The 18,220-nt window shown below is 67.3% G+C and carries 12 protein-coding genes and 1 pseudogene; 2 read left to right on the top strand and 11 right to left on the bottom strand.

Annotated elements, in window-relative coordinates; translation table 11 throughout:
* Nucleotides 1-61 precede the first annotated feature (61 nt).
* From AS031_RS09920 to AS031_RS09890, 7 genes and pseudogenes are all read right to left on the bottom strand, one after another.
* Nucleotides 62-1,584 (bottom strand): annotated as a pseudogene (locus tag AS031_RS09920) (NAD-dependent succinate-semialdehyde dehydrogenase).
* Between the two features lie 17 nt (nucleotides 1,585-1,601).
* Nucleotides 1,602-2,423 carry an HpcH/HpaI aldolase family protein gene (locus AS031_RS09915; RefSeq protein WP_176716529.1) on the bottom strand — a complete coding sequence of 274 codons (822 nt, stop codon included), beginning with the start codon at nucleotides 2,421-2,423 and terminating at the stop codon, nucleotides 1,602-1,604.
* The gene (hpaH, locus tag AS031_RS09910; RefSeq protein WP_058267965.1) at nucleotides 2,408-3,193 is read right to left on the bottom strand and encodes a 2-oxo-hept-4-ene-1,7-dioate hydratase; all 786 of its coding nucleotides are present in this window, start codon (nucleotides 3,191-3,193) and stop codon (nucleotides 2,408-2,410) included. Before hpaH ends, AS031_RS09915 begins: the two co-directional genes overlap by 16 nt.
* A 3-nt stretch (nucleotides 3,194-3,196) precedes the next feature.
* The gene (gene hpaD / locus AS031_RS09905; RefSeq protein ID WP_058267964.1) at nucleotides 3,197-4,273 is read right to left on the bottom strand and encodes a 3,4-dihydroxyphenylacetate 2,3-dioxygenase; all 1,077 of its coding nucleotides are present in this window, start codon (nucleotides 4,271-4,273) and stop codon (nucleotides 3,197-3,199) included.
* Nucleotides 4,274-4,328: 55 nt separating this feature from the next.
* Nucleotides 4,329-5,840 carry a 5-carboxymethyl-2-hydroxymuconate semialdehyde dehydrogenase gene (gene hpaE, locus AS031_RS09900; RefSeq protein ID WP_058267963.1) on the bottom strand — a complete coding sequence of 504 codons (1,512 nt, stop codon included), beginning with the start codon at nucleotides 5,838-5,840 and terminating at the stop codon, nucleotides 4,329-4,331.
* Between the two features lie 30 nt (nucleotides 5,841-5,870).
* Complete coding sequence (locus AS031_RS09895; protein WP_058267962.1) at nucleotides 5,871-6,533, bottom strand: GntR family transcriptional regulator; 663 nt, start codon at nucleotides 6,531-6,533, stop codon at nucleotides 5,871-5,873.
* Nucleotides 6,526-7,992 (bottom strand): fumarylacetoacetate hydrolase family protein, encoded by a 1,467-nt coding sequence (locus AS031_RS09890; protein ID WP_058267961.1) that lies wholly within the window; start codon nucleotides 7,990-7,992, stop codon nucleotides 6,526-6,528. The genes AS031_RS09895 and AS031_RS09890 overlap by 8 nt, the downstream gene beginning before the upstream one ends.
* Nucleotides 7,993-8,220: 228 nt before the next feature.
* Here AS031_RS09890 and AS031_RS09885 point away from each other — a divergent pair, with 228 nt between their 5' ends.
* Together AS031_RS09885 and betT are read left to right on the top strand one after the other, a co-directional pair.
* Entirely contained in the window at nucleotides 8,221-10,119 is a 1,899-nt protein-coding gene (locus AS031_RS09885) for an FAD-binding monooxygenase (RefSeq protein WP_058267960.1), read from the top strand.
* Nucleotides 10,120-10,338: 219 nt separating this feature from the next.
* Nucleotides 10,339-12,525 (top strand): choline BCCT transporter BetT, encoded by a 2,187-nt coding sequence (gene betT, locus AS031_RS09880; protein ID WP_176716536.1) that lies wholly within the window; start codon nucleotides 10,339-10,341, stop codon nucleotides 12,523-12,525.
* 36 nt (nucleotides 12,526-12,561) lie between these two features.
* Here betT and AS031_RS09875 read toward each other — a convergent pair whose 3' ends face one another.
* The 4 genes from AS031_RS09875 to AS031_RS09860 form a co-directional block, all read right to left on the bottom strand.
* Nucleotides 12,562-13,416, bottom strand: coding sequence for a prephenate dehydratase (locus tag AS031_RS09875; protein WP_058267958.1), 855 nt, complete (start codon nucleotides 13,414-13,416; stop codon nucleotides 12,562-12,564).
* A 108-nt stretch (nucleotides 13,417-13,524) separates the two neighbouring features.
* Nucleotides 13,525-15,441 (bottom strand): alpha-amylase family glycosyl hydrolase, encoded by a 1,917-nt coding sequence (locus AS031_RS09870; RefSeq protein WP_058267957.1) that lies wholly within the window; start codon nucleotides 15,439-15,441, stop codon nucleotides 13,525-13,527.
* Nucleotides 15,442-15,672: 231 nt separating this feature from the next.
* Complete coding sequence (gene ppgK, locus AS031_RS09865; protein ID WP_141688794.1) at nucleotides 15,673-16,461, bottom strand: polyphosphate--glucose phosphotransferase; 789 nt, start codon at nucleotides 16,459-16,461, stop codon at nucleotides 15,673-15,675.
* A 2-nt stretch (nucleotides 16,462-16,463) separates the two neighbouring features.
* Entirely contained in the window at nucleotides 16,464-18,185 is a 1,722-nt protein-coding gene (locus AS031_RS09860; RefSeq protein WP_176716528.1) for a glycoside hydrolase family 13 protein, read from the bottom strand.
* Nucleotides 18,186-18,220: the final 35 nt, after the last annotated feature.

Genomic DNA, 18,220 nt, shown 5'->3' with positions numbered 1-18,220 from the left:
CAGGGGCCGGATCTGCCGTTAGGCCTCTGACCGGGGGTGCGGCCTGCCTACCGGCCTGTGTTTATTGGCCTGTGTAGGGGTCGTTGACGCCGATGTATTGGGTGGTGGTGTATTCGGCGATGCCTTCGGAGCCGCCTTCGCGGCCGAGGCCTGATTGCTTGACGCCGCCGAAGGGTGCTGCGGCGTTGGAGATGACGCCGGCGTTGAAGCCGACCATGCCGAACTCGATCTGCTCCGCCACCCGCAGGAGCCGGTTGAAGTCGCGGCTGTAGAGGTAGGACGCGAGCCCGTACTCGGAGGCGTTGGCCAGTCGGATCGCATCTTCTTCACTGCTGAAGGTGGTGACGGGGGCGACGGGCCCAAAGATTTCCTCGCCCAGGATCGCGGCGGTGTTGGGGACGTTGGCCAGGACGGTGGGCTGGTAGAAGTACCCCGGCCCGTCCACCGGTGCCCCGCCGGTCACCGCCACGGCCCCGGCATCAAGTGCAGCCGTGACGAGGGCGTGGACGTCGTCCCGGGCGCCACCGTCGATGAGCGGGCCGACCTTGGTTTCCGGTTCGGTGCCGCGGCCGGTGGTCAGTGCCCCCATGGCGGCGGCGAACTTTTTCGTGAACTCGGAGGCGACGGTTTCGTGGACGAGGAACCTGTTGGCGGCGGTGCAGGCCTCGCCCATGTTCCGCATCTTCGCCGCCATCGCCCCTTCAACGGCTTTATCGAGGTCGGCGTCGTCGAACACGATGAAGGGTGCGTTCCCGCCGAGCTCCATCGAGGTCCGCAGCACGTTCTGGGCGGCGTCAGCCATCAGGCGTTTGCCGACCGGGGTGGAGCCGGTGAAGGAGACCTTCCGCAGCCAGGAGTCTTTCAGCAGCGGCCCGGAAATCCCCGACGCGCTGGAGGAGGAGACGACATTCAGGACCCCGGGCGGGAGGCCGGCGTCGAGCATGGTCTGCGCGAAGTACTGCGCCGTCAATGGGGTGAGTTTGGCGGGCTTCAACACCATGGTGCAGCCGGCGGCGACGGCGGGGGCGACCTTGCGGGTGGCCATCGCGAGCGGGAAGTTCCAGGGCGTGATGAGCAGGCAGGGTCGACGGGTTTGTGCTGGACGAGGATCTTGTTCTTGCCTTCGGGGGTGGTGAGGTAGCGGCCGTAGTCGCGGACGGTTTCCTCGGCGAACCAGCGCAGGAACTCCGCACCGTAGGTGACTTCGCCGCGGGCCTCGGCCAGGGGCTTGCCCATTTCCAGGGTCATGAGCAGCGCGAAATCCTCGGCCCGCTCGGTGACCAGGTCGAAGGCCCTACGGAGGATCTCGGACCGGGTCCGTGGTGCGGTGCGGGCCCAGGAGGCCTGCGCGGCGTCGGCCGCGTCCAGCGCGGCGATCGCGTCGGCGCTGGTGGCGGAGGCGAGGGTGGCGAGGACCTGCCCGGTGGCGGGATCGTGCACGTCGAAGGTGCCGTCGTCGGACGCCTCCACCCACTCACCATTGATCAGCAGGCCGGTCGGCACCGACGCGAGGAGCGCGGCCTCGCGCTCCGGTGTGAGGGCCTCGGGTTGAAAGGCGCTGGGCAGCGCGGAAGTAACTGTCATTGAAAAGTCCTTAAGGGTCAGTAGCTGACGGTTTCGTCGCCGTCGGATGGCTTCACGAACTTCGCCGCAAGGGCTTCGGAGCCCCGGGCGAGGATGGCGACGTCGGCGCCCACCAGGATGAAGTTGGCGCCGCTGGCCAGGTAGTGCTCTGCGGTGCCCGGGTTGAAGGCGTTCACGCCGGCGGGCTTGCCCGCGGCTTTGGCGGCGGAGAGGCAGTGTTCGACGGCGGCACGCACCTCGGGGTGTTCCTGCTGTCCCAGCAGGCCCATGGAAGCGGCGAGGTCGGACGGGCCGACGAAGACAGCGTCCACACCGTCCACCTTGAGGATGTCCTCCACCGCTTCGACGGCGGCGGTGGACTCGATCTGGACGGTGACGCTGATGGTGCTGTCGGCGCGGGCAAGATAGTCCGGCACTCGGTTCCAGCGGGCGGCGCGTGCCAGGGCGGACCCGACTCCGCGGACGCCCTGCGGCGGGTAGCGGGTGGCGGCCACCGCGGCTTCGGCTTCGGCCACCGAGTTGACCATGGGGACCAGCAGGTTCTGCACGCCGAGGTCCAGGTACTGCTTGATCACCACGGTGTCGTTGACCGGCGGCCGGACCAGGGTGTGGACCGGGTAGCCGTGGATGGCCTGGAGCTGGGCCAGGATGGATTCGAGCCCGTTGGGGCTGTGCTCGGCGTCCACCAGCAGCCAGTCCAGGCCCGACCCGGCGCAGAGCTCGGCGATCAGCGGGCTGCCGGAGCACACCCACATGCCGGCGAGTGGCCGGCCTGCCACGCCCTTTTGCTTCTGCTCAGCCAGGGCGTCCCGGAAGGTGTCGGTTATTCGAAGCGGCATGTCACGCTCCCCAGCGGGCCGTAGTCGGCGTGGACGGTGTCGCCCTTGTAGACCCACATGGGGCGGGTGAAGGACCCGGCCAGGATGATGTCCCCGGCTTTCAGGGAGTCGCCGTGGGCGGCGATCTTGTTGGCCAGCCAGTGGACGCCGTTGGCGGGGTGGTCCAGCACGCCGGCGGCCACGCCGGTTTCCTCCACGGTCTGGTTCTTGTAGAGGATGGCGGAGACCCAGCGCAGGTCCACCGCGTCCGGCTTGACCGGGTTTCCGCCGATCACCATGGCGCCCATGGCGGCGTTGTCCGAGATGGTGTCCACGATGGTCCGGCCCTCCATTTCGATCCGGGAGTCGAGGATCTCGAGGGCCGGGACCACGTAGTCGGTGGCTTTCAGGACATCGAAGATGGTCACGCCGGGGCCCTTGAGGCCGTCCTTCAACACGAAGGCGAGCTCCACCTCCACCCGCGGGTGCGTGTAGCGGTCCCACTCCACGGAGCAGCCGGTGTCCAGCACCATGTCGTCGAAGATGGCGCCGTAATCGGGTTCGGTGATGCCGGTGGCGGCCTGCATGGCCTTGGACGTGAGGCCGATCTTGCGCCCCACCAGGGTCCGGCCGGCTTCCTCGTTGCGGCGCCGCCACAACTGCTGCACCGCGTAGGAGTCCTCAACGGTCATGTCCGGGTAGCGGGCGGTCAGGCGGGGGACAGGGGTGCGGGTCCGGCCGGCTTCCACCAGCTCGTCCGCGATGGCCTCAATCGTCGTCGGCTCCAGCATGGCTTAGACCTGTGCTCCCAGCTTGAAGCCCTCTGCGGGTGCACCCTCGGGCCGGGTGTAGGAGAAGCCGTCGGCGCCGATGGTCACGGCCATCTCCGACTTTTCCTCGCGTTCGATCACCGGCTGGGGGTTGCCGTCGAGGTCCAGGACCAGGGAGGCTTCGGTGTACCAGGACGGGACCACGGGGTTGCCCCACCAGTCGCGGCGCTGGTTGTCGTGGACGTCCCAGGTGATGGTGGGGTTGTCCGGGTCGCCGGTGTAGTAGTCCTGGGTGTAGATCTCGATGCGGTGGCCGTCCGGGTCCAGGATGTAGAGGTAGAAGGCGTTGGAGACGCCGTGCCGGCCGGGGCCGCGTTCGATCCTGTCGCTGATGCGCAGGGCGCCCATTTTGTCGCAGATTTGGATGATGTTGTGCTTCTCGTGGGTGGCGAAGGCGACGTGGTGCATGCGCGGGCCGTTGCCGCCGGTCAGGGCGGTGTCGTGGACCGTCTGCTTGCGGTGCATCCACGCGGCGTACGTGACGCCGTCGGAATCCTTGATGTCTTCGGAGACGCGGAAGCCCAGGTCCTCGAGGTACTTGCGGCCCTTGGGGACGTCCGGGGTGACCTGGTTGAAGTGGTCCAGGCGGACCAGTTCACCGGCGGAGTACAGGTCGTAGCGCTGGGTGAGGCGCTCCACGTGATCCACATCGTAGAAGAACTCGTAGGGGAAGCCCAGCGGGTCCTCCACGCGGACGGAGTCGCCCACGCCCTTGGTGAAGCCCTCCTTGCGGCGCTCGACCCGGCAGCCGAGCTCGCGGTAGTAGGCCTCGGCGGCGTCCACTTCGGCAGGGGACTTCACCCGGTAGGCGAAGGCTGCGACGGCAGCAACCGGGCCCTTGCGGAGGACCAGGTTGTGGTGGATGAACTCCTCCAGGGAGCGCAGGTAGATCGCATTCTCGTCTTCCTCGGTGACGTGCAGGCCCAGGACATCCACGTAGAACTCGCGGGACCTGGCGAGGTCGGTGACCACAATCTCCATGTAGGCGCAGCGGACGATGTCCGGGGCCGGGACGGTGGGGGTGGGAACGAAGTTGGTCATGGGATTCTCTCTTCTTTGAAAGGTGGCGTGGAGGGTACGACGGCGGCCTGCTGGCTTAGGCGCCGAACTTGGGGGTGTGGACGGTTCCGAGCGTGATGTGCACGGCCTGCTGGTCGGTGTAGAAGTCGATGGAGCGGTAGCCGCCCTCGTGGCCAAGGCCGGAGGCCTTGACGCCGCCGAACGGGGTGCGCAGGTCGCGGACGTTGTGGCTGTTCAGCCACACCATGCCGGCCTCGACGTTCTGCGAGAAGTTGTGCGCCCGGGTCAGGTTCTGGGTCCAGATGTAGGCGGCCAGCCCGTATTTGGTGTTGTTCGCCAACGCGAGGGCCTCGTCGTCGTTCTCGAACGGGGTGATGGCCACGACGGGTCCGAAGATCTCCTCCTGGAAGATCCGGGCGTCGGGGGCGACGTCGGCAAACACCGTGGGTGCGATGTAATTGCCTTCGGGCAGGCCTTCCGGGCGGCCGCCGCCGGCCAGGAGCCGGCCCTCGGACTTGCCGATCTCCACGTAGGATGCCACCTTCTCGTAGTGTTCCGGGTGGACGAGGGCGCCCACCTGGGTCTTGGGGTCGTGGGGATCGCCCACCACGATGTTCTTGGCCCGGGCGGCGTACTTCTCGCAGAATTCGTCGTAGATGGCCCGCTCCACCAGGATGCGGGAGCCCGCGGTGCAGCGTTCGCCGTTGAGCGAGAAGACGCCGAACAGCGCCGAGTCGATCGCGGCGTCCAGGTCCGCGTCGGCGAAGACGACGCAGGGGGACTTGCCGCCGAGCTCCATGGACAGGCCCTTGAGGTTGGCGGCGGCGTTGCGGAAGATCGTCTGGCCGGTGGTGGTTTCGCCGGTGAAGGAGATCAGCGGGACGTCGGGGTGCTTGACCAGGGCGTCGCCGGCTTCCTCGCCCAGGCCGTTGACCAGGTTGAAGACGCCGTCGGGCAGCCCGGCGTCCTTGAAGATGGTGGCCCACAGGGAGGCGGAGAGCGGGGTGAACTCGGCCGGCTTGAGGACCACGGTGTTGCCGGTGGCCAACGCAGGGGCGAGTTTCCAGGACTCGAGCATGAACGGGGTGTTCCACGGCGTGATCAGGCCTGCGACGCCGATCGGCTTGCGGTTCACGTAGTTGATCTGTGAACCGGGGACCTTCATGGCATCGTCGAACTGCGCCACGATCAGGTCAGCGAAAAAGCGGAAGTTTTCCGCCGCGCGCAGGGCCTGCCCCTTGGCCTGGGTGATCGGCAGGCCTGTGTCGAAGGTTTCGAGTTCGGCGAGCCGGGCCTCCTGGGCCTCGACGGCGTCGGCGATTTTGTTGAGGACGCGGGCCCGTTCGCGCGGCTTCATCTTGGGCCACGGACCGTTCACGAAGGCTTCGCGGGCGGCGGCGACAGCCAGGTCGATGTCTTCCTTCTGGCCGGCCGCCGCGGTGGCGTAATTCCGGTTGGAGACCGGGTCCAGGACATCGAACGTCTTGCCGGAGACCGAGTCGACGAACTGGCCGTTGATGTAGTGCTGGATGTGGGTGGGCAGGTCCTCGGGGACGTGATGCTTGCTGGTTTCTACAGAGGTCGTCATCGTTGAAGTCCTATCTGGGGATCAGTGGTGTCAGTGGTTGGCCTGGGCGAGGTAGGCGTCCAGGGTGGCGGCGCGGTGGTGGCGGGCAGCCTTTTCGATGGTGTCGGCGTCGGCCCCGGCCTCTATGAGCCGGAGCAGGTTCTCGTGTTCGTCCACGGAGTCGCGGGCGCGGCCGGGGACGAAGCGGAAGGTTGAGGAGCGGATGGCCGCGAGCCGGTTCCAGCCGCGGTGCACCAGGTCCAGGATGTGCGGATTGGGACAGTGCTCGAACAGGACGCTGTGGAAGTCCTGGTTGAGCTGGGTGAAGCGGACGGGGTCGAAGTGGTCCAGGCAGCCGCGCATTTCCTCATTCACGGCCCGGGCCCGGGCAATGGCGGATCCGTCGATCAGGGGAGCGGACAGTGCGGTGGCGGCACCTTCGACGATGCTGAGGGTCTGCATGGTGTAGAGGTACTCCGTGGGGTCGATGCCGGCAACGGTGGCGCCGACGTTGCGTTCGAACGTCACCAGGCCCTCGGCCTCGAGCCGGCGGATCGCCTCGCGGACCGGGACAACGCTGAAGCCGAGGTCCTTGGCGATGATGCTCAGGACCAGGCGGTAGCCGGGGGTGTACGTGCCTTCCACAATGCGGGCTTTGACCGCCTGGTAGGCCTGCTCCGACTTGCTGCCGGCAACCATGGTGGCCTCAGTCATGGTGGTTTCCTGCTTCCCATTCCTTGTACTTGGCCTGCCATTCGGCGTTCATGGGGTAGAGGCCGTCCACGCTGTTGCCTTTCCTGACCATTTCGAAGATGAAGGCTTCTTCCTTTTCCTGCTGGATGCAGTCTTCAACGAGTTCCTCAGCGATGGCCGGCGGAATCACCAGGATGCCGTCGGAGTCGGCCACGATGATGTCCCCGGGCTGCACGGTGGCGCCGCCGCAGGCGATGGTGATGTCCGTGTCCCACGGAATGTGCCGGCGGCCGAGAACCGCGGGGTGCGGATTGGCGAACCAGGTGGGCATCTCCAACTCCGCGACTGCCGAGTAGTCCCGGACGCCGCCGTCGGTGATGATGGCTGCGGCGCCGCGGACCTGGGCGCGGAGGGCCAGGATGTCGCCCACGGTGCCCGTGCCCTTCTCGCCCCGGGCCTCCATGACCAGGATTTCGCCCTCGTTAACGGAGTCGATGGCGCGCTTTTGGGCGTTGAACCCGCCGCCGTGGGTCTTGAAGAGGTCCTCCCGGTTGGGCACGTAGCGCAGGGTCCGGGCCAGGCCCACCACCTTGCCGCCCGGCCGGGTGCCCTGCAGTCCGTCGATGCTGACGTTGTTCAGGCCGCGCTTGCGCAGCTGCGAGGACAGCGTGGCCGTGGCCACGGACTCAAGTTTCGCCTTCAGCTCCGGGGAGAGGACAGGCCCGACGGCGGCAAGGCCCGCCGCTTCCCGGGAACCGTAGGCTTCCTCCCGCTGCAGGTCGTCAACCTTGGGCTGGGCACCAAAGTCCGCGAACGCCGTCGTGCCTTCCTCCACGGTGGTGGCCAGGCGGCCGGTTGACAAAGCACCGTCCGTGGTGCCCACCTCCACCTCCAGGACATCCCCCGGCTTCGCGACGGACGCGCCGGCAGGGGTGCCGGTGAGGATCAGGTCGCCCTCTTCAAGGGTGAGCAGCTGGGACAGGTCCGCGACGAGCCGCGCAAACGGGAAGAGCAGGTCTTCCGTGGTGTCGTCCTGCACCAGCTCCCCGTTGTGCCAGGTGCGGATGCGCAGTTTGGAAGGGTCGACGGCGTCTGCCGGAATGAGTGCCGGACCCACGGGTGTGAAGCCGTCCCCGCCCTTGGACCGGACGTTGGAGCCCTTGTCTGCCCAGCGCAGGTCGTAGACACCGAGGTCATTGCTGGCCGTGACCGCTGAGACGTGGCTCCAGGCGTCCTCGATAGATACGCGGCGGGCGGCCTTGCCAATGACCAGGGCGATCTCGCCCTCGTAGCCGAGCAGTTCGCAGCCGGCCGGCCGCTCAACAGTGCTTCCGTTCAGGGCCAGCGAGCTGGAAGGCTTGAGGAAGTAGGACGGCTGGGCCGGCGTGCGGCCGCGCTGTGCCGCCCGGCTGGGGTAGTTGATGTGGACCGCAATCACCTTGCGCGCCGCCGCCAGGGTGTCGCCGTTGACCTGCTTCAAAACCGCTCTCCTCATCAGGTACGAAATCGTATACGATCACTATTGCCGCTTCCGGCCGGCCCGTCAACCCCCGGATTGCCGCCGATTTTCATCCCGGCGCATCACCCCTTGTCGCCCGGATCACATCCGGCGTACAGTGGAAGCCAGCCCTATATTTCGATTATCGAACCATATGTTCTGATATAGAACGCGCCGCGATGATCGCCACACCGAAGTGAGGACAAGCCCGTGCAGTTCCACCACCACGGATACGTATCCGGAGACCCGCGAATCCAACCCGCCGCCGGCGTCGGCCTGAACCGCCCCGAGGAGCTCCCGGACAACGTGGACGTGCTGATCGTCGGCACGGGCCCCGCCGGCATGCTCGCCGCAGCGCAGCTGTCCATGTTCCCCAACGTCACCACCCGCATCATTGAACGCCGCCCCGGCCGGCTGGCCATTGGCCAGGCCGACGGCATCCAGGCCCGCAGCGTGGAGACGTTCCAGGCTTTCGGTTTCGCGGAACGGATCATCGCCGAGGCATACCGCATCACGGAGATGGCCTTCTGGAAGCCGGATCCGGCCAACCACGCGAACATCATCCGCAGCGCCCGCGCCGCGGACGACGAGATGGGCATCAGTGAGTTCCCGCACCTGATCGTCAACCAGGCCCGGGTACTGGACTACTTTGCCGAGTTCGCCGCGAATTCACCCACCCGCCTCAAGCCGGACTATGGCTACGAATTCGAGGGCCTCCAGGTTGCGGACAGCGGCGACTACCCGGTGACCGTGACACTGCGCCACACCTCCGGCCCCCGGGAGGGCCAGGAGCGGATTGTCCGGGCCAAATACGTGGTGGGTGCCGACGGCGCCCGCAGCAAGGTGCGCCAGGCCATCGGCTGCACCCTCGCCGGTGACCAGGCCAACCACGCCTGGGGCGTCATGGATGCCCTGGCTGTCACCGACTTCCCGGACATCCGGACCAAATGCGCCATCCAGGGAGAAAAAGGCAGCATCCTGCTCATCCCGCGGGAAGGCGGCCACCTGTTCCGCATGTACGTGGACCTGGGCGAAGTGGATCCCAGCAGCCACCACTCCGTCCGCGACACCTCCATCGAGGAGATCATCGCCAAGGCCAACGCCATCCTGCACCCGTACACCCTGGACGTGCGCAACATCGCCTGGCACAGCGTCTACGAGGTGGGCCACCGGCTCACGGACCGGTTCGACGACGTCCTGCCGGAGGACCGCGGCACGCGCACCCCGCGGGTCTTCATCACCGGCGACGCCTGCCACACCCACAGCGCCAAGGCCGGGCAGGGCATGAACGTCTCCATGCAGGACGGCTTCAACATCGCCTGGAAACTGGGCCACGTCCTGGAGGGCCGCAGCCCGGAGAGCCTGCTGGGCACCTATTCCGAGGAGCGCCAGGTGGTGGCGAAAAACCTGATCGACTTCGACAAGGAATGGTCCACCATGATGGCCAAGAAGCCGGAGGAGTTCGAGCACCCCTCCGACCTTGAGGACTTCTATGTGCAGACCGCCGAGTTCCCGGCAGGGTTCATGACCCAGTACACGCCGTCGCTGATCGTTGGGTCGGCGGACCACCAGGAGCTGGCCGCCGGCTTCCCTGTGGGCAAGCGCTTCAAGTCCGCGCCTGTGGTTCGGGTGGGGGACACCAACCCCATCCACCTGGGCCACCACGCAACCGCTGACGGCCGCTGGCGGATCTACGTCTTTGCCGATGCGGCAGCACCCGGTACCGACTCCGCCACGGACCGGCTCGCCGACTGGTTTGCCACGTCTCCCGAGTCCCCGCTGGCCGCCTCCCCGGCCGGCGCCGACCCGGATGCGTGGTTCGACCTGAAGGTCATCTACCAGCAGCCGCACACCGCCGTCGACATCAACTCTGTGCCCGCTGTGTTCAAGCCACAAGTGGGCCCGTTCAAGCTGACCGACTACGAAAAGGTGTACGCCACCGATCCCACGGCGGACATCTTCGACCTGCGCGGCCTGGACCGCAACGGCGTCGTCGTGGTGGTCCGCCCGGACCAGTACGTGGCCCACGTCCTCCCACTGGGTGCGACGGATGAGCTGGGGGGATTCTTCGCGCCGCTCCTGGGGGCGGGGCAGCGCGCGGAGGTCTAGGTAAGGCAACCGGTTGCCATTGATGGGGGTCCGTGTACTACCATTGGCATGCAGCCCGCACGGCGAGTGCCCTTCTGTGCACGGCCTCCCTCCTTCTTCCGGACCGGGGTCTTCTGCGGCCACCCGCCACGGGTGCCCGGCCGGCCTGCTGCCGATCGGAGGAGGACTTCATTGGCCGAAGAATTGGAAAGCCGTCCAGGGGACCAGCAGCCGACAGCGATGATCCAGCGCAGCACGCTCGGCGGGACTGACCGCCGGCGTCCGGCAGTCGACGCTGAAAACCGCCCGCCGGTGTCCAGCGACGAACTGAGCAAGGCCACCGCTGAGCTCATCGAGGAACGCAGGCCCACCGTCAATTGGCGGGTGTTTGCCATTGCCTCGGCGATCATTTTCGCTTTCTCCGCCTGGGCGATGCTTGTGCCGTCCGAAGCCCAAAACACCATGAAGGCCGTGGTGGCATGGATCGCCACGAACCTGGGCTGGTTCTACGTCCTGACGGTGACCGTGGTGATCGGGTTCGTCCTGTGGGTGGCGCTGTCCAGGGAAGGCAAAGTCCGCCTGGGCCCGGACCACTCCCGGCCGCAGTACAAGCTGTTCACCTGGGTGGCCATGCTGTTCGCCGCCGGCGTCGGCATCGACATGCTCTTCTATTCCGTCACCGGACCCATCACCCAATACATGCAGCCTCCCGCCGGAGAGGGGCAGACGGCGGCAGCGGCGCAGGACGCCGTGGTGTGGACCATGTTCCACTACGGCATCGCCGGCTGGGCCATGTATTCGCTCCTGGGCATGGCCATGGGGTACTTCGCCTACCGCTGGGGCATGCCGCTGTCCATCCGCGCTGCCCTGTACCCGCTCCTGGGAAAACGGGTCCGCGGCGGCATCGGGGACACCATCGACGTCGTCACCCTGGTGGGCACCGTCTTCGGCGTGGCGACGTCCATGGGAATCGGTGTGGTGCTGCTGAACGTCGGATTCTCCATCCTGTTCGGACTGGAGGAAGGACTGGCGCTGCAGATTGCCCTGGTGATTGTCGCCGTCGTCCTTACCGTTGCCGCCTGCACCTCCGGCGTGGACAAAGGCATCCGCTGGATCTCCGAACTCAACATCTGGAGCGCGGCGGCGATGCTGCTGTACATCCTGGTGACCGGCCAGACGTCCTTCCTGCTCAACGCCATGGTGGAAAACATTGGACGCTTCCTGTTCACCCTGCCGGACCGCACCCTGCAGACCTTCGCCTACGAGGAGGGCGGCTCGGAATGGATGGCCGGCTGGACCCTGTTCTTCTGGGCCTTCTGGCTTGCATGGGGGCCGTTCGTGGGACTGTTCCTGGCGCGGATCTCCCGCGGCCGGACCCTCCGGGAGTTCGTGATCGCCGCCATCACTGCGCCGGTGCTCTGCGACTTCCTGATCGTGAGCATCTTCGGCAACAGCGCCATGCATGAGGTGCTGGGTGGGAACACGGAATTCGCGCAGCTCGCCATGGCCAGCCCGGAGGAAGGCTGGTACGCACTGCTGAACATGTTCCCCGGCGCAAGCTTCCTGATCGGGCTGGGCACCCTGTCCGGCATGCTGTTCTACCTCACCAGCGCCAACTCCGGCGCCATGGTGATGTCCAACTTCTCATCCTCTATCCCGGACCCATCACAGGACGGTGCCAAGTGGCTGCGTATCTTCTGGGCGGTCCTGACGGCGCTGCTGACCATCGCCATGCTGGTAGCAGGCGGGGTGACCACTATGGAGTACGCCACCCTCATCTTCGCCCTGCCGGTGACGGTCATCGCGTGGCTGGTGATGGCCTCGTTCTCCAAAGCCCTGCGGATGGAACGGGCCGAGCGGGAAGGACAGGTGCTGCGGCGGCAGTCGACGGCGGCCCACGGCGGCCAGGTGCCGGACCGCACCTGGCGGCAGCGGTTGGCCAGCATGCGCGCGTACCCGTCGAAGAAGCAGGTGGCACTGTTCATGGAAGGCACCGTCCGGCCTGCCCTCGCGGACGTGGTCAAGGAGTTCACCCGGCAGGGCTACCAGGCCACACTTGACCTGCTGCCAAACCCGGACGCCGGCATCTCCAGCCACGCCCTGGTGGTCAGCATCCCGGAACATCGCGACTTCCACTACCAGGTGCAGGCAGTCGAAGCGCCGGTGCCGATGTTCGGCGGCCGCATGTCCAGGCAGACGGACATCTATTACCGGGTGGAGGTGTTCGCCCAGACCGGCTCCGAAGGCTACGACCTGATGGGGCTGTCCCAGCAGCAGGTGATCGACGACGTCCTGGACCGCTACGAGGCGCACCTGGGCTTCCTCACCTACTCCACCCAGCACGACTACGCATCGGTGCTCACCCCACCGGTGGCCACAGGCAGCATGGCCGTGGTGGAGGACGACCGAGGCCAATCCCGGCAGTGACGTCGGCAGCACCCGCGCCCGCCGGGGACTTCCGGGTCAGGCAGGCGTGCGGCCCACGCGGTGGTCCGCCGCCGCGTACACGCCCAGGATCCGCACCTCGGTGGTGAAGAAGTCCAGTTCCTCGAGCGCCAGCTTCAACGGGAGGTCCTCGGGGTGGCCTTCGACGTCGGCCATGAACATGGTGGCGGCGAACTCGTCGCCCACCATGTAGCTTTCCAGCCGGGTCATGTTCACGCCGTTGGTGGCGAAGCCGCCCAAAGCCTTGTAGAGGGCCGAGGGAACGTTGCGGACGCGGAACACAAAGCTGGTGACTGCCGGCCCGGGCAGTTCGTCCCGGTCCGGCAGTGCCGTCTCCCGGGCCAGGACCACGAAGCGGGTGGTGTTGGACGGGTCATCCTCCACACGCGAGGCCAGGACGTCCAGGCCGTAGATCTGCGCCGCCAGAGGGGGAGCCAGGGAGAGCTTGCGGGGATCGTTCCACTCCGCCACCTCCCGGGCGGAGCCGGCAGTATCACCGGCAATCACCGGTTTGAGCCCGTGGTCGCGGATCAGCTTCCGGCACTGGCCCAGGGCGTGGATGTGGCTGTGGACCTCGGTGGCACCCTCGATGGTGCTGCCGGGGATGCCCAGCAGATCGAAGTGGATGGGCAGGAAGAATTCGCCCACGATCTGCAGGTTGGACTGCGGCAGCAGGATGTGGATGTCCGCCACCCGCCCGGCGATGGAGTTCTCGATGGGGATCATAGCCAGCTCCGCCTCGCCGCCGGCCACCAATTCAAAAGCGTCCTCAAAGCTGGCACAGGGAACACTTTCCATGTCCGGGAACATCTGCTGACACGCGATATTGGAGTTGGCGCCGGGCTCACCCTGGTACGCAATCTTGGAGGCCATGATCCGTATGGTTTCACGCACCACCCCCGCCCTCCCAACTAAGTAGCGCCAAGTGCCGTTTTAGGGGCTCAAAAGGGCACTTGGCGCGACTTAGTTGGGAGGGGGAGGTCAGACGGGAGTGACGCGCAGCCAGAGGTATTGGCGGGGGAGGAGGGTGATGCCGGCGTCCAGCTGCAGCTCAGCTTCGGAGAGAAGGTCGACGGCGGCAGGGGCGAATCCGCCGAAGGTTTCCGCCGGGAGGGCCTGGGGTGAGTCGCTGAAGTTGGCCAAGACCAGGACCCGGGTGCCGTTCCCGGGCCCGCCGGGCCGCTGGTAGGCCAGGACGGACCGGTTGTGGGTTTCGAAATCGACCAGGTGCGTCCCGGCCAGCTCGGGCGTGCCCGCCCGGACCTCGGTCATCCGGCGCAGCCCCGCGAAGACCGCGCCCGAGGGCGTGGATGGATCGTTCCGAAGTCTGTACTGTTCCGCGGGGTAGTGCGGCCGGTGCACCCAGCGGCTGTCCTCCCCATGGCCTGGCTCCTCGGCCCAGCCGTAGTCGTTGACCTGCCCCACCTCGTCGCCGAGGTACAGCAGCGGGATGCCGCCGGTGCTGAACGGCACCGAGTGGGCCAGGAGGATCCGTTCCACCGCCTCAGCCGGGTTGTCCTCCATGCCGCACAGCGACGCCGTCGTGCCTGAAATCCGGCAGTCCCCGGTGCGCGGGTTGTCCTGAAACGGAATACCGCGGGCAAAGCTGCCCGGGAACCGGCTGACGTAGAAGGAGTTGAGGAAGCGGCGGTGGTCGAAGCCGTTGATGCCCAGTTCCGCTGCGTCCTCGTCGGCGAAGGTCCAGCCGATGTCGTCGTGGCTGCGGACGTAGTTCACCCAGGCGGTGCCCTCCGGGATATTGTGCCGGCGTTCCAGCGCCTGGGCCAGCAGGGACACATCCCGGGTGGCCAGGGACTCCCAGATAAGGGCCATCTGGAGCGGATTGTAGGAGAGCTGGCATTCGGCGGGGTCGATGTAGAGCGCCACCTCGTCCGGGTGCACGATCGCCTCCGACTTGAACAGCAGCGACGGTGCGGCCAGCCGGCAGACGGCGTTGAAGGCGCGCAGCAGGGTGTGGGCTTCGGGCAGGTTCTCGCACGGAGTTCCCAGCTGTTTCCAGATGAAAGCCACCGCATCCATGCGCAGGATGTCCACGCCCTGGTTGGCCAGGAACAGCATCTCACCCGCCATGGCCCGGAACACCTCGGGATTGGAGTAGTTCAGGTCCCACTGGTACGTGTGGAACGTGGCCCACACCCAGCGGCTGTCCTCCATCTGGATGAAGGAGCCCGGGTGGTTCTCGGGGAAGATTTCCCGGACGTTCTCCTCGAACGCGTCCGGCATGGTCCGGTCCGGGAAGATCCAGTAGTAGCCGCTGTACTCCGGGTCCCCGGCAGCCGCCTTCCGTGCCCACTCATGCTCGTCGGAGGTGTGGTTGAAGATGAAATCCACCACCAGGCTGATGCCGTTGTCCCGCAGTTCCGCTGCCAGCGACCGCAGCTGCTCCATGGTCCCGAGGGCGGGGTTGACCTCCCGGTAGCTGGACACCGCGTAGCCGCCGTCTGAATGCGGCTCCGGGGCCAGGAACAGCGGCATAAGGTGCAGGTAGGTGAGCCCGAGTTCCTTGAAGTACGGGATGCTGGCCCGCACGCCCTCCAGGCTCTCCGCGTAGCGGTCCACGTAGCAGACCCCGCCCAGCATGCCGTTGGACTGGAACCACTGCGGGTGCGCTTCCCGTTCCGTGTCCAGGGCCTTGAGTTCCGGGGAACGTTCCTGCCAGGACCGGGCGGCCTGGACCACCAGCGCCGCCAGCTGGTCCTGCCAGTCCGGACGGGATCCATACAGCGAGCGGAACAGCCCGGTGAGCAGCGGCAGGTACCGGTCCAGCCGCCCCCCGAAGGCAGGATCCGCCGTGAGGCTGCCGGCAGCCTGTTCGCTGGCCAGTACCGCCAGAACCCGCTGCCGGGGGCCGTCCTCCACGCTGACGGATTCCTGCATGTCACGGCCCTTTCCGCTGACGCTAAGCCTGCGCTGAATGAAGCAGGCGGCTTTTGTACCGAAGTATGCCACGTCACACATTGGGGTGGGGTGCGGCAGGTGCGGGCCGCTGACTTTCCCCACTTTTCAGGGCGGACGACGGCGTGTCCCGGCAACGCGCCGTCGTCCGCCCTGCGCCGCGGGCCGAACCCGGGAAAATTCAGCGGCCCAGCGACCTGTCCCGTGCCGGGATCAGGCCGGGAGCAGCGCTCCCTGCCCTGCCGCGGCGTAGAGGGCGGCGCCCACCACTCCGGCGGTATTCTCCAGCGCGGCGGGGACGACCGGGGTGCGCAGCGACAGGCGGGGGAGGTATTCCTGGCTGCACGCCGAAATTCCCCCGCCCAGGATGATGAGGTCAGGCGAGAACAGGAACTCCACATGCGACAGGTAGCGCTGCAGCCTGGCGGCGTATGCGGCCCAGTCGAGGCCCTCGGACTCGCGGGCCACGGCGGACGCCTTCGACTCGGCCTTGCGGCCGTCCACCTCCAGGTGGCCCAGCTCCAGGTTGGGTACCAGACGGCCGTCCACCACGAGGGCCGATCCGATGCCCGTGCCCAGGGTCAGGACCAGGACCACGCCGGTCCGGTCCTGGCCCGCGCCGCAGCGGGCTTCCGCCATGCCCGCGGCGTCGGCGTCATTGACGACCGTCACCGGCCTGCCCAGCCGGGACTCCAGGCAGGACCGGACATCGAGGCCGATCCAGCTGCTGTCCATGTTCGCCGCGGACCTGGCCACTCCCCGGTGGACGATCGAGGGGATGGCGACGCCCACGGGAAGCCCGGCAGGCCCGGCAACGGCGGATCCGACCGTGGCGTCGAGCTCCCCGACCAGCCGGTCGAGGGCATCCGCCACCCCGGCCACGGTTCCTCCGGCCGGCGTGGCCACCCGCCGCACACCACTCACCAGCGCACCGGTGGCAAGGTCCACGGCGGCACCCTTAATCCAGGTCCCGCCCACGTCGATTCCGATGCCGAGTCCCACGGCTACGCCTGCAGCCAGGCTGTGGTGGCTGCCGGCAGCGAGGCGCCGTCAACCGGCGCACTCGTGACCAGCAGGGCACCTGCGGGCAGGATGAACGGTTCGGTGCCGAAGTTGGTCACGGAGGTCCAGCCGTTGGGGCGGCGGAAGGCCAGGACGTCATCGCGGCCGGTGTCCAGCCATTCCAGTGCCTCTGCCGCCTGCAGCTCCGAACGGAGGGCCAGCGCCCGCCGGTAGAGCGACAACGTGGAGTCGTCCTGGAGTTCCTGGACTTCCACGGAGCTGCCCGCGAACCATGCCGGCTGCGGCAAGTGGGATCCGCCCGGGCCGAAGCCCAACGAGGTACCTTCCGCCGTCCAGGGCAGCGGGACGCGGCAGCCGTCGCGGCCGATTTCCACGCCCCTGTTGCGGAAGAAGGACGGGTCCTGGCGTTCGGCGTCCGGTATTTCGCAGCCGACTTCCTGCAGCCCCAGTTCCTCGCCCTGGTACAGGTAGGCGGAGCCGGGCAGCGCGAACATCAGCAGCGATGCGGCGCGGGCACGCCGCAGCCCGAGTTCGATGTCGACGTCCTCCTGCCGGCCGCCCCCGAGCAGCCAGTGCTTGCCCGCCTGCCCTGCCATGATTTCCCCGTCGGCACCCGGTCCGGAGACGGGGAGGCCGTAGCGGGTGGCGTGCCGGACGACGTCGTGGTTGGAGAAGACCCACGTGGAGGAGGCACCGGATGCGTCGGCCTCGGCGAGGTTCTTGGTGATGGTCCTGCGGAATTGGACGGCGTCGAAATCGGCCTGCAGCAGGTCGAAGTTGAAGGCCTGGCCCAGGCCCTCGGGGCTGGCGTAGCGGGCGCGCCGGTCCGCATGCACCCAGGCTTCGGCGACGGCGGTCCTCGGCGGGGTGTATTCGTTGAAGAGTTTGCGCCACTCGGCATAGATTTCGTGGACTTCGTCGCGGTCCCAGTAGGGGTGCATGCCTTCGAGGTACGCCGCCTCGCCCATGGCGTCCAGGTCAGCCTTCGACGGCAGGGTTTCTTCGAGGTTCTTCGTCAGGGCGTGTGCGACGTCGATGCGGAAGCCGTCCACGCCGCGGTCGGACCAGAAGCGCAGGGTGGTCAGGAAGTCCGCGCGCACCTCGGGGTTGTCCCAGTTCAGGTCGGGCTGTTCCTTGGCGAAGATGTGCATGTACCACTGGCCGGGGGTGCCGTCGGGTTCCGTGATGCGCTCCCAGGCCGGTCCGCCGAAGATGGAGTCCCAGTCCGACGGCGGCAGCCCGCCGTCGACGCCGAGCCCGTCACGGAAGATGTAGCGGTCCCGCGCCGAAGACCCCTTCGGCGCGGCGAGGGCTTCCTGGAACCATTCGTGCCGGTTGGAGGAGTGGTTGGGGACGATGTCCACAATCAGCCTGATGCCGGCGCCGTGCAGGGCGGCGGCCATCGCGTCGAAGTCCTCCAGCGTGCCCAGCCGTGGGTCCACGTTGCGGTAGTCGTCCACGTCGTAGCCGCCGTCGGCGAGGGCCGAGGGGTAGAACGGGCTCAGCCAGACGGCGTCGATGCCCAGTTCCTTGAGGTAGGGAACCTTGGCGGTGATGCCGTTGATATCCCCGATGCCGTCCCCGTTGGAGTCGGCGAAGCTCCGTGGATAGATCTGGTACACGGAGGCCTGGCGCCACCAGTTGGGGTCGTCGGAGAGGATCGCGTCGGAGTGGAAGGGTGCCGTGGCGGCGGTGATGGACACAGGGAGTTCCTTAAGGTGGTTGGTTCGGTGGCTCC

The sequence above is a fragment of the Pseudarthrobacter enclensis genome (genome assembly GCF_001457025.1).
GTDB lineage: Bacteria > Actinomycetota > Actinomycetes > Actinomycetales > Micrococcaceae > Arthrobacter > Arthrobacter enclensis.
Note: the sequence above shows the minus strand (reverse complement) of the source record. Positions and strands in the feature narration are given on the sequence as shown.

What these genes read in the sequence shown, in the direction of transcription:
- AS031_RS09915 (WP_176716529.1), bottom strand. Translation starts at nt 2,423, where the DNA reads ATGCCGCTTCGAATAACCGACACCTTCCGGGACGCCCTGGCTGAGCAG.
- hpaH (WP_058267965.1), bottom strand. Translation starts at nt 3,193, where the DNA reads ATGCTGGAGCCGACGACGATTGAGGCCATCGCGGACGAGCTGGTGGAA.
- hpaD (WP_058267964.1), bottom strand. Translation starts at nt 4,273, where the DNA reads ATGACCAACTTCGTTCCCACCCCCACCGTCCCGGCCCCGGACATCGTC.
- hpaE (WP_058267963.1), bottom strand. Translation starts at nt 5,840, where the DNA reads ATGACGACCTCTGTAGAAACCAGCAAGCATCACGTCCCCGAGGACCTG.
- AS031_RS09895 (WP_058267962.1), bottom strand. Translation starts at nt 6,533, where the DNA reads ATGACTGAGGCCACCATGGTTGCCGGCAGCAAGTCGGAGCAGGCCTAC.
- betT (WP_176716536.1), top strand. Translation starts at nt 10,339, where the DNA reads ATGATCCAGCGCAGCACGCTCGGCGGGACTGACCGCCGGCGTCCGGCA.
- AS031_RS09875 (WP_058267958.1), bottom strand. Translation starts at nt 13,416, where the DNA reads ATGGCCTCCAAGATTGCGTACCAGGGTGAGCCCGGCGCCAACTCCAAT.
- AS031_RS09870 (WP_058267957.1), bottom strand. Translation starts at nt 15,441, where the DNA reads ATGCAGGAATCCGTCAGCGTGGAGGACGGCCCCCGGCAGCGGGTTCTG.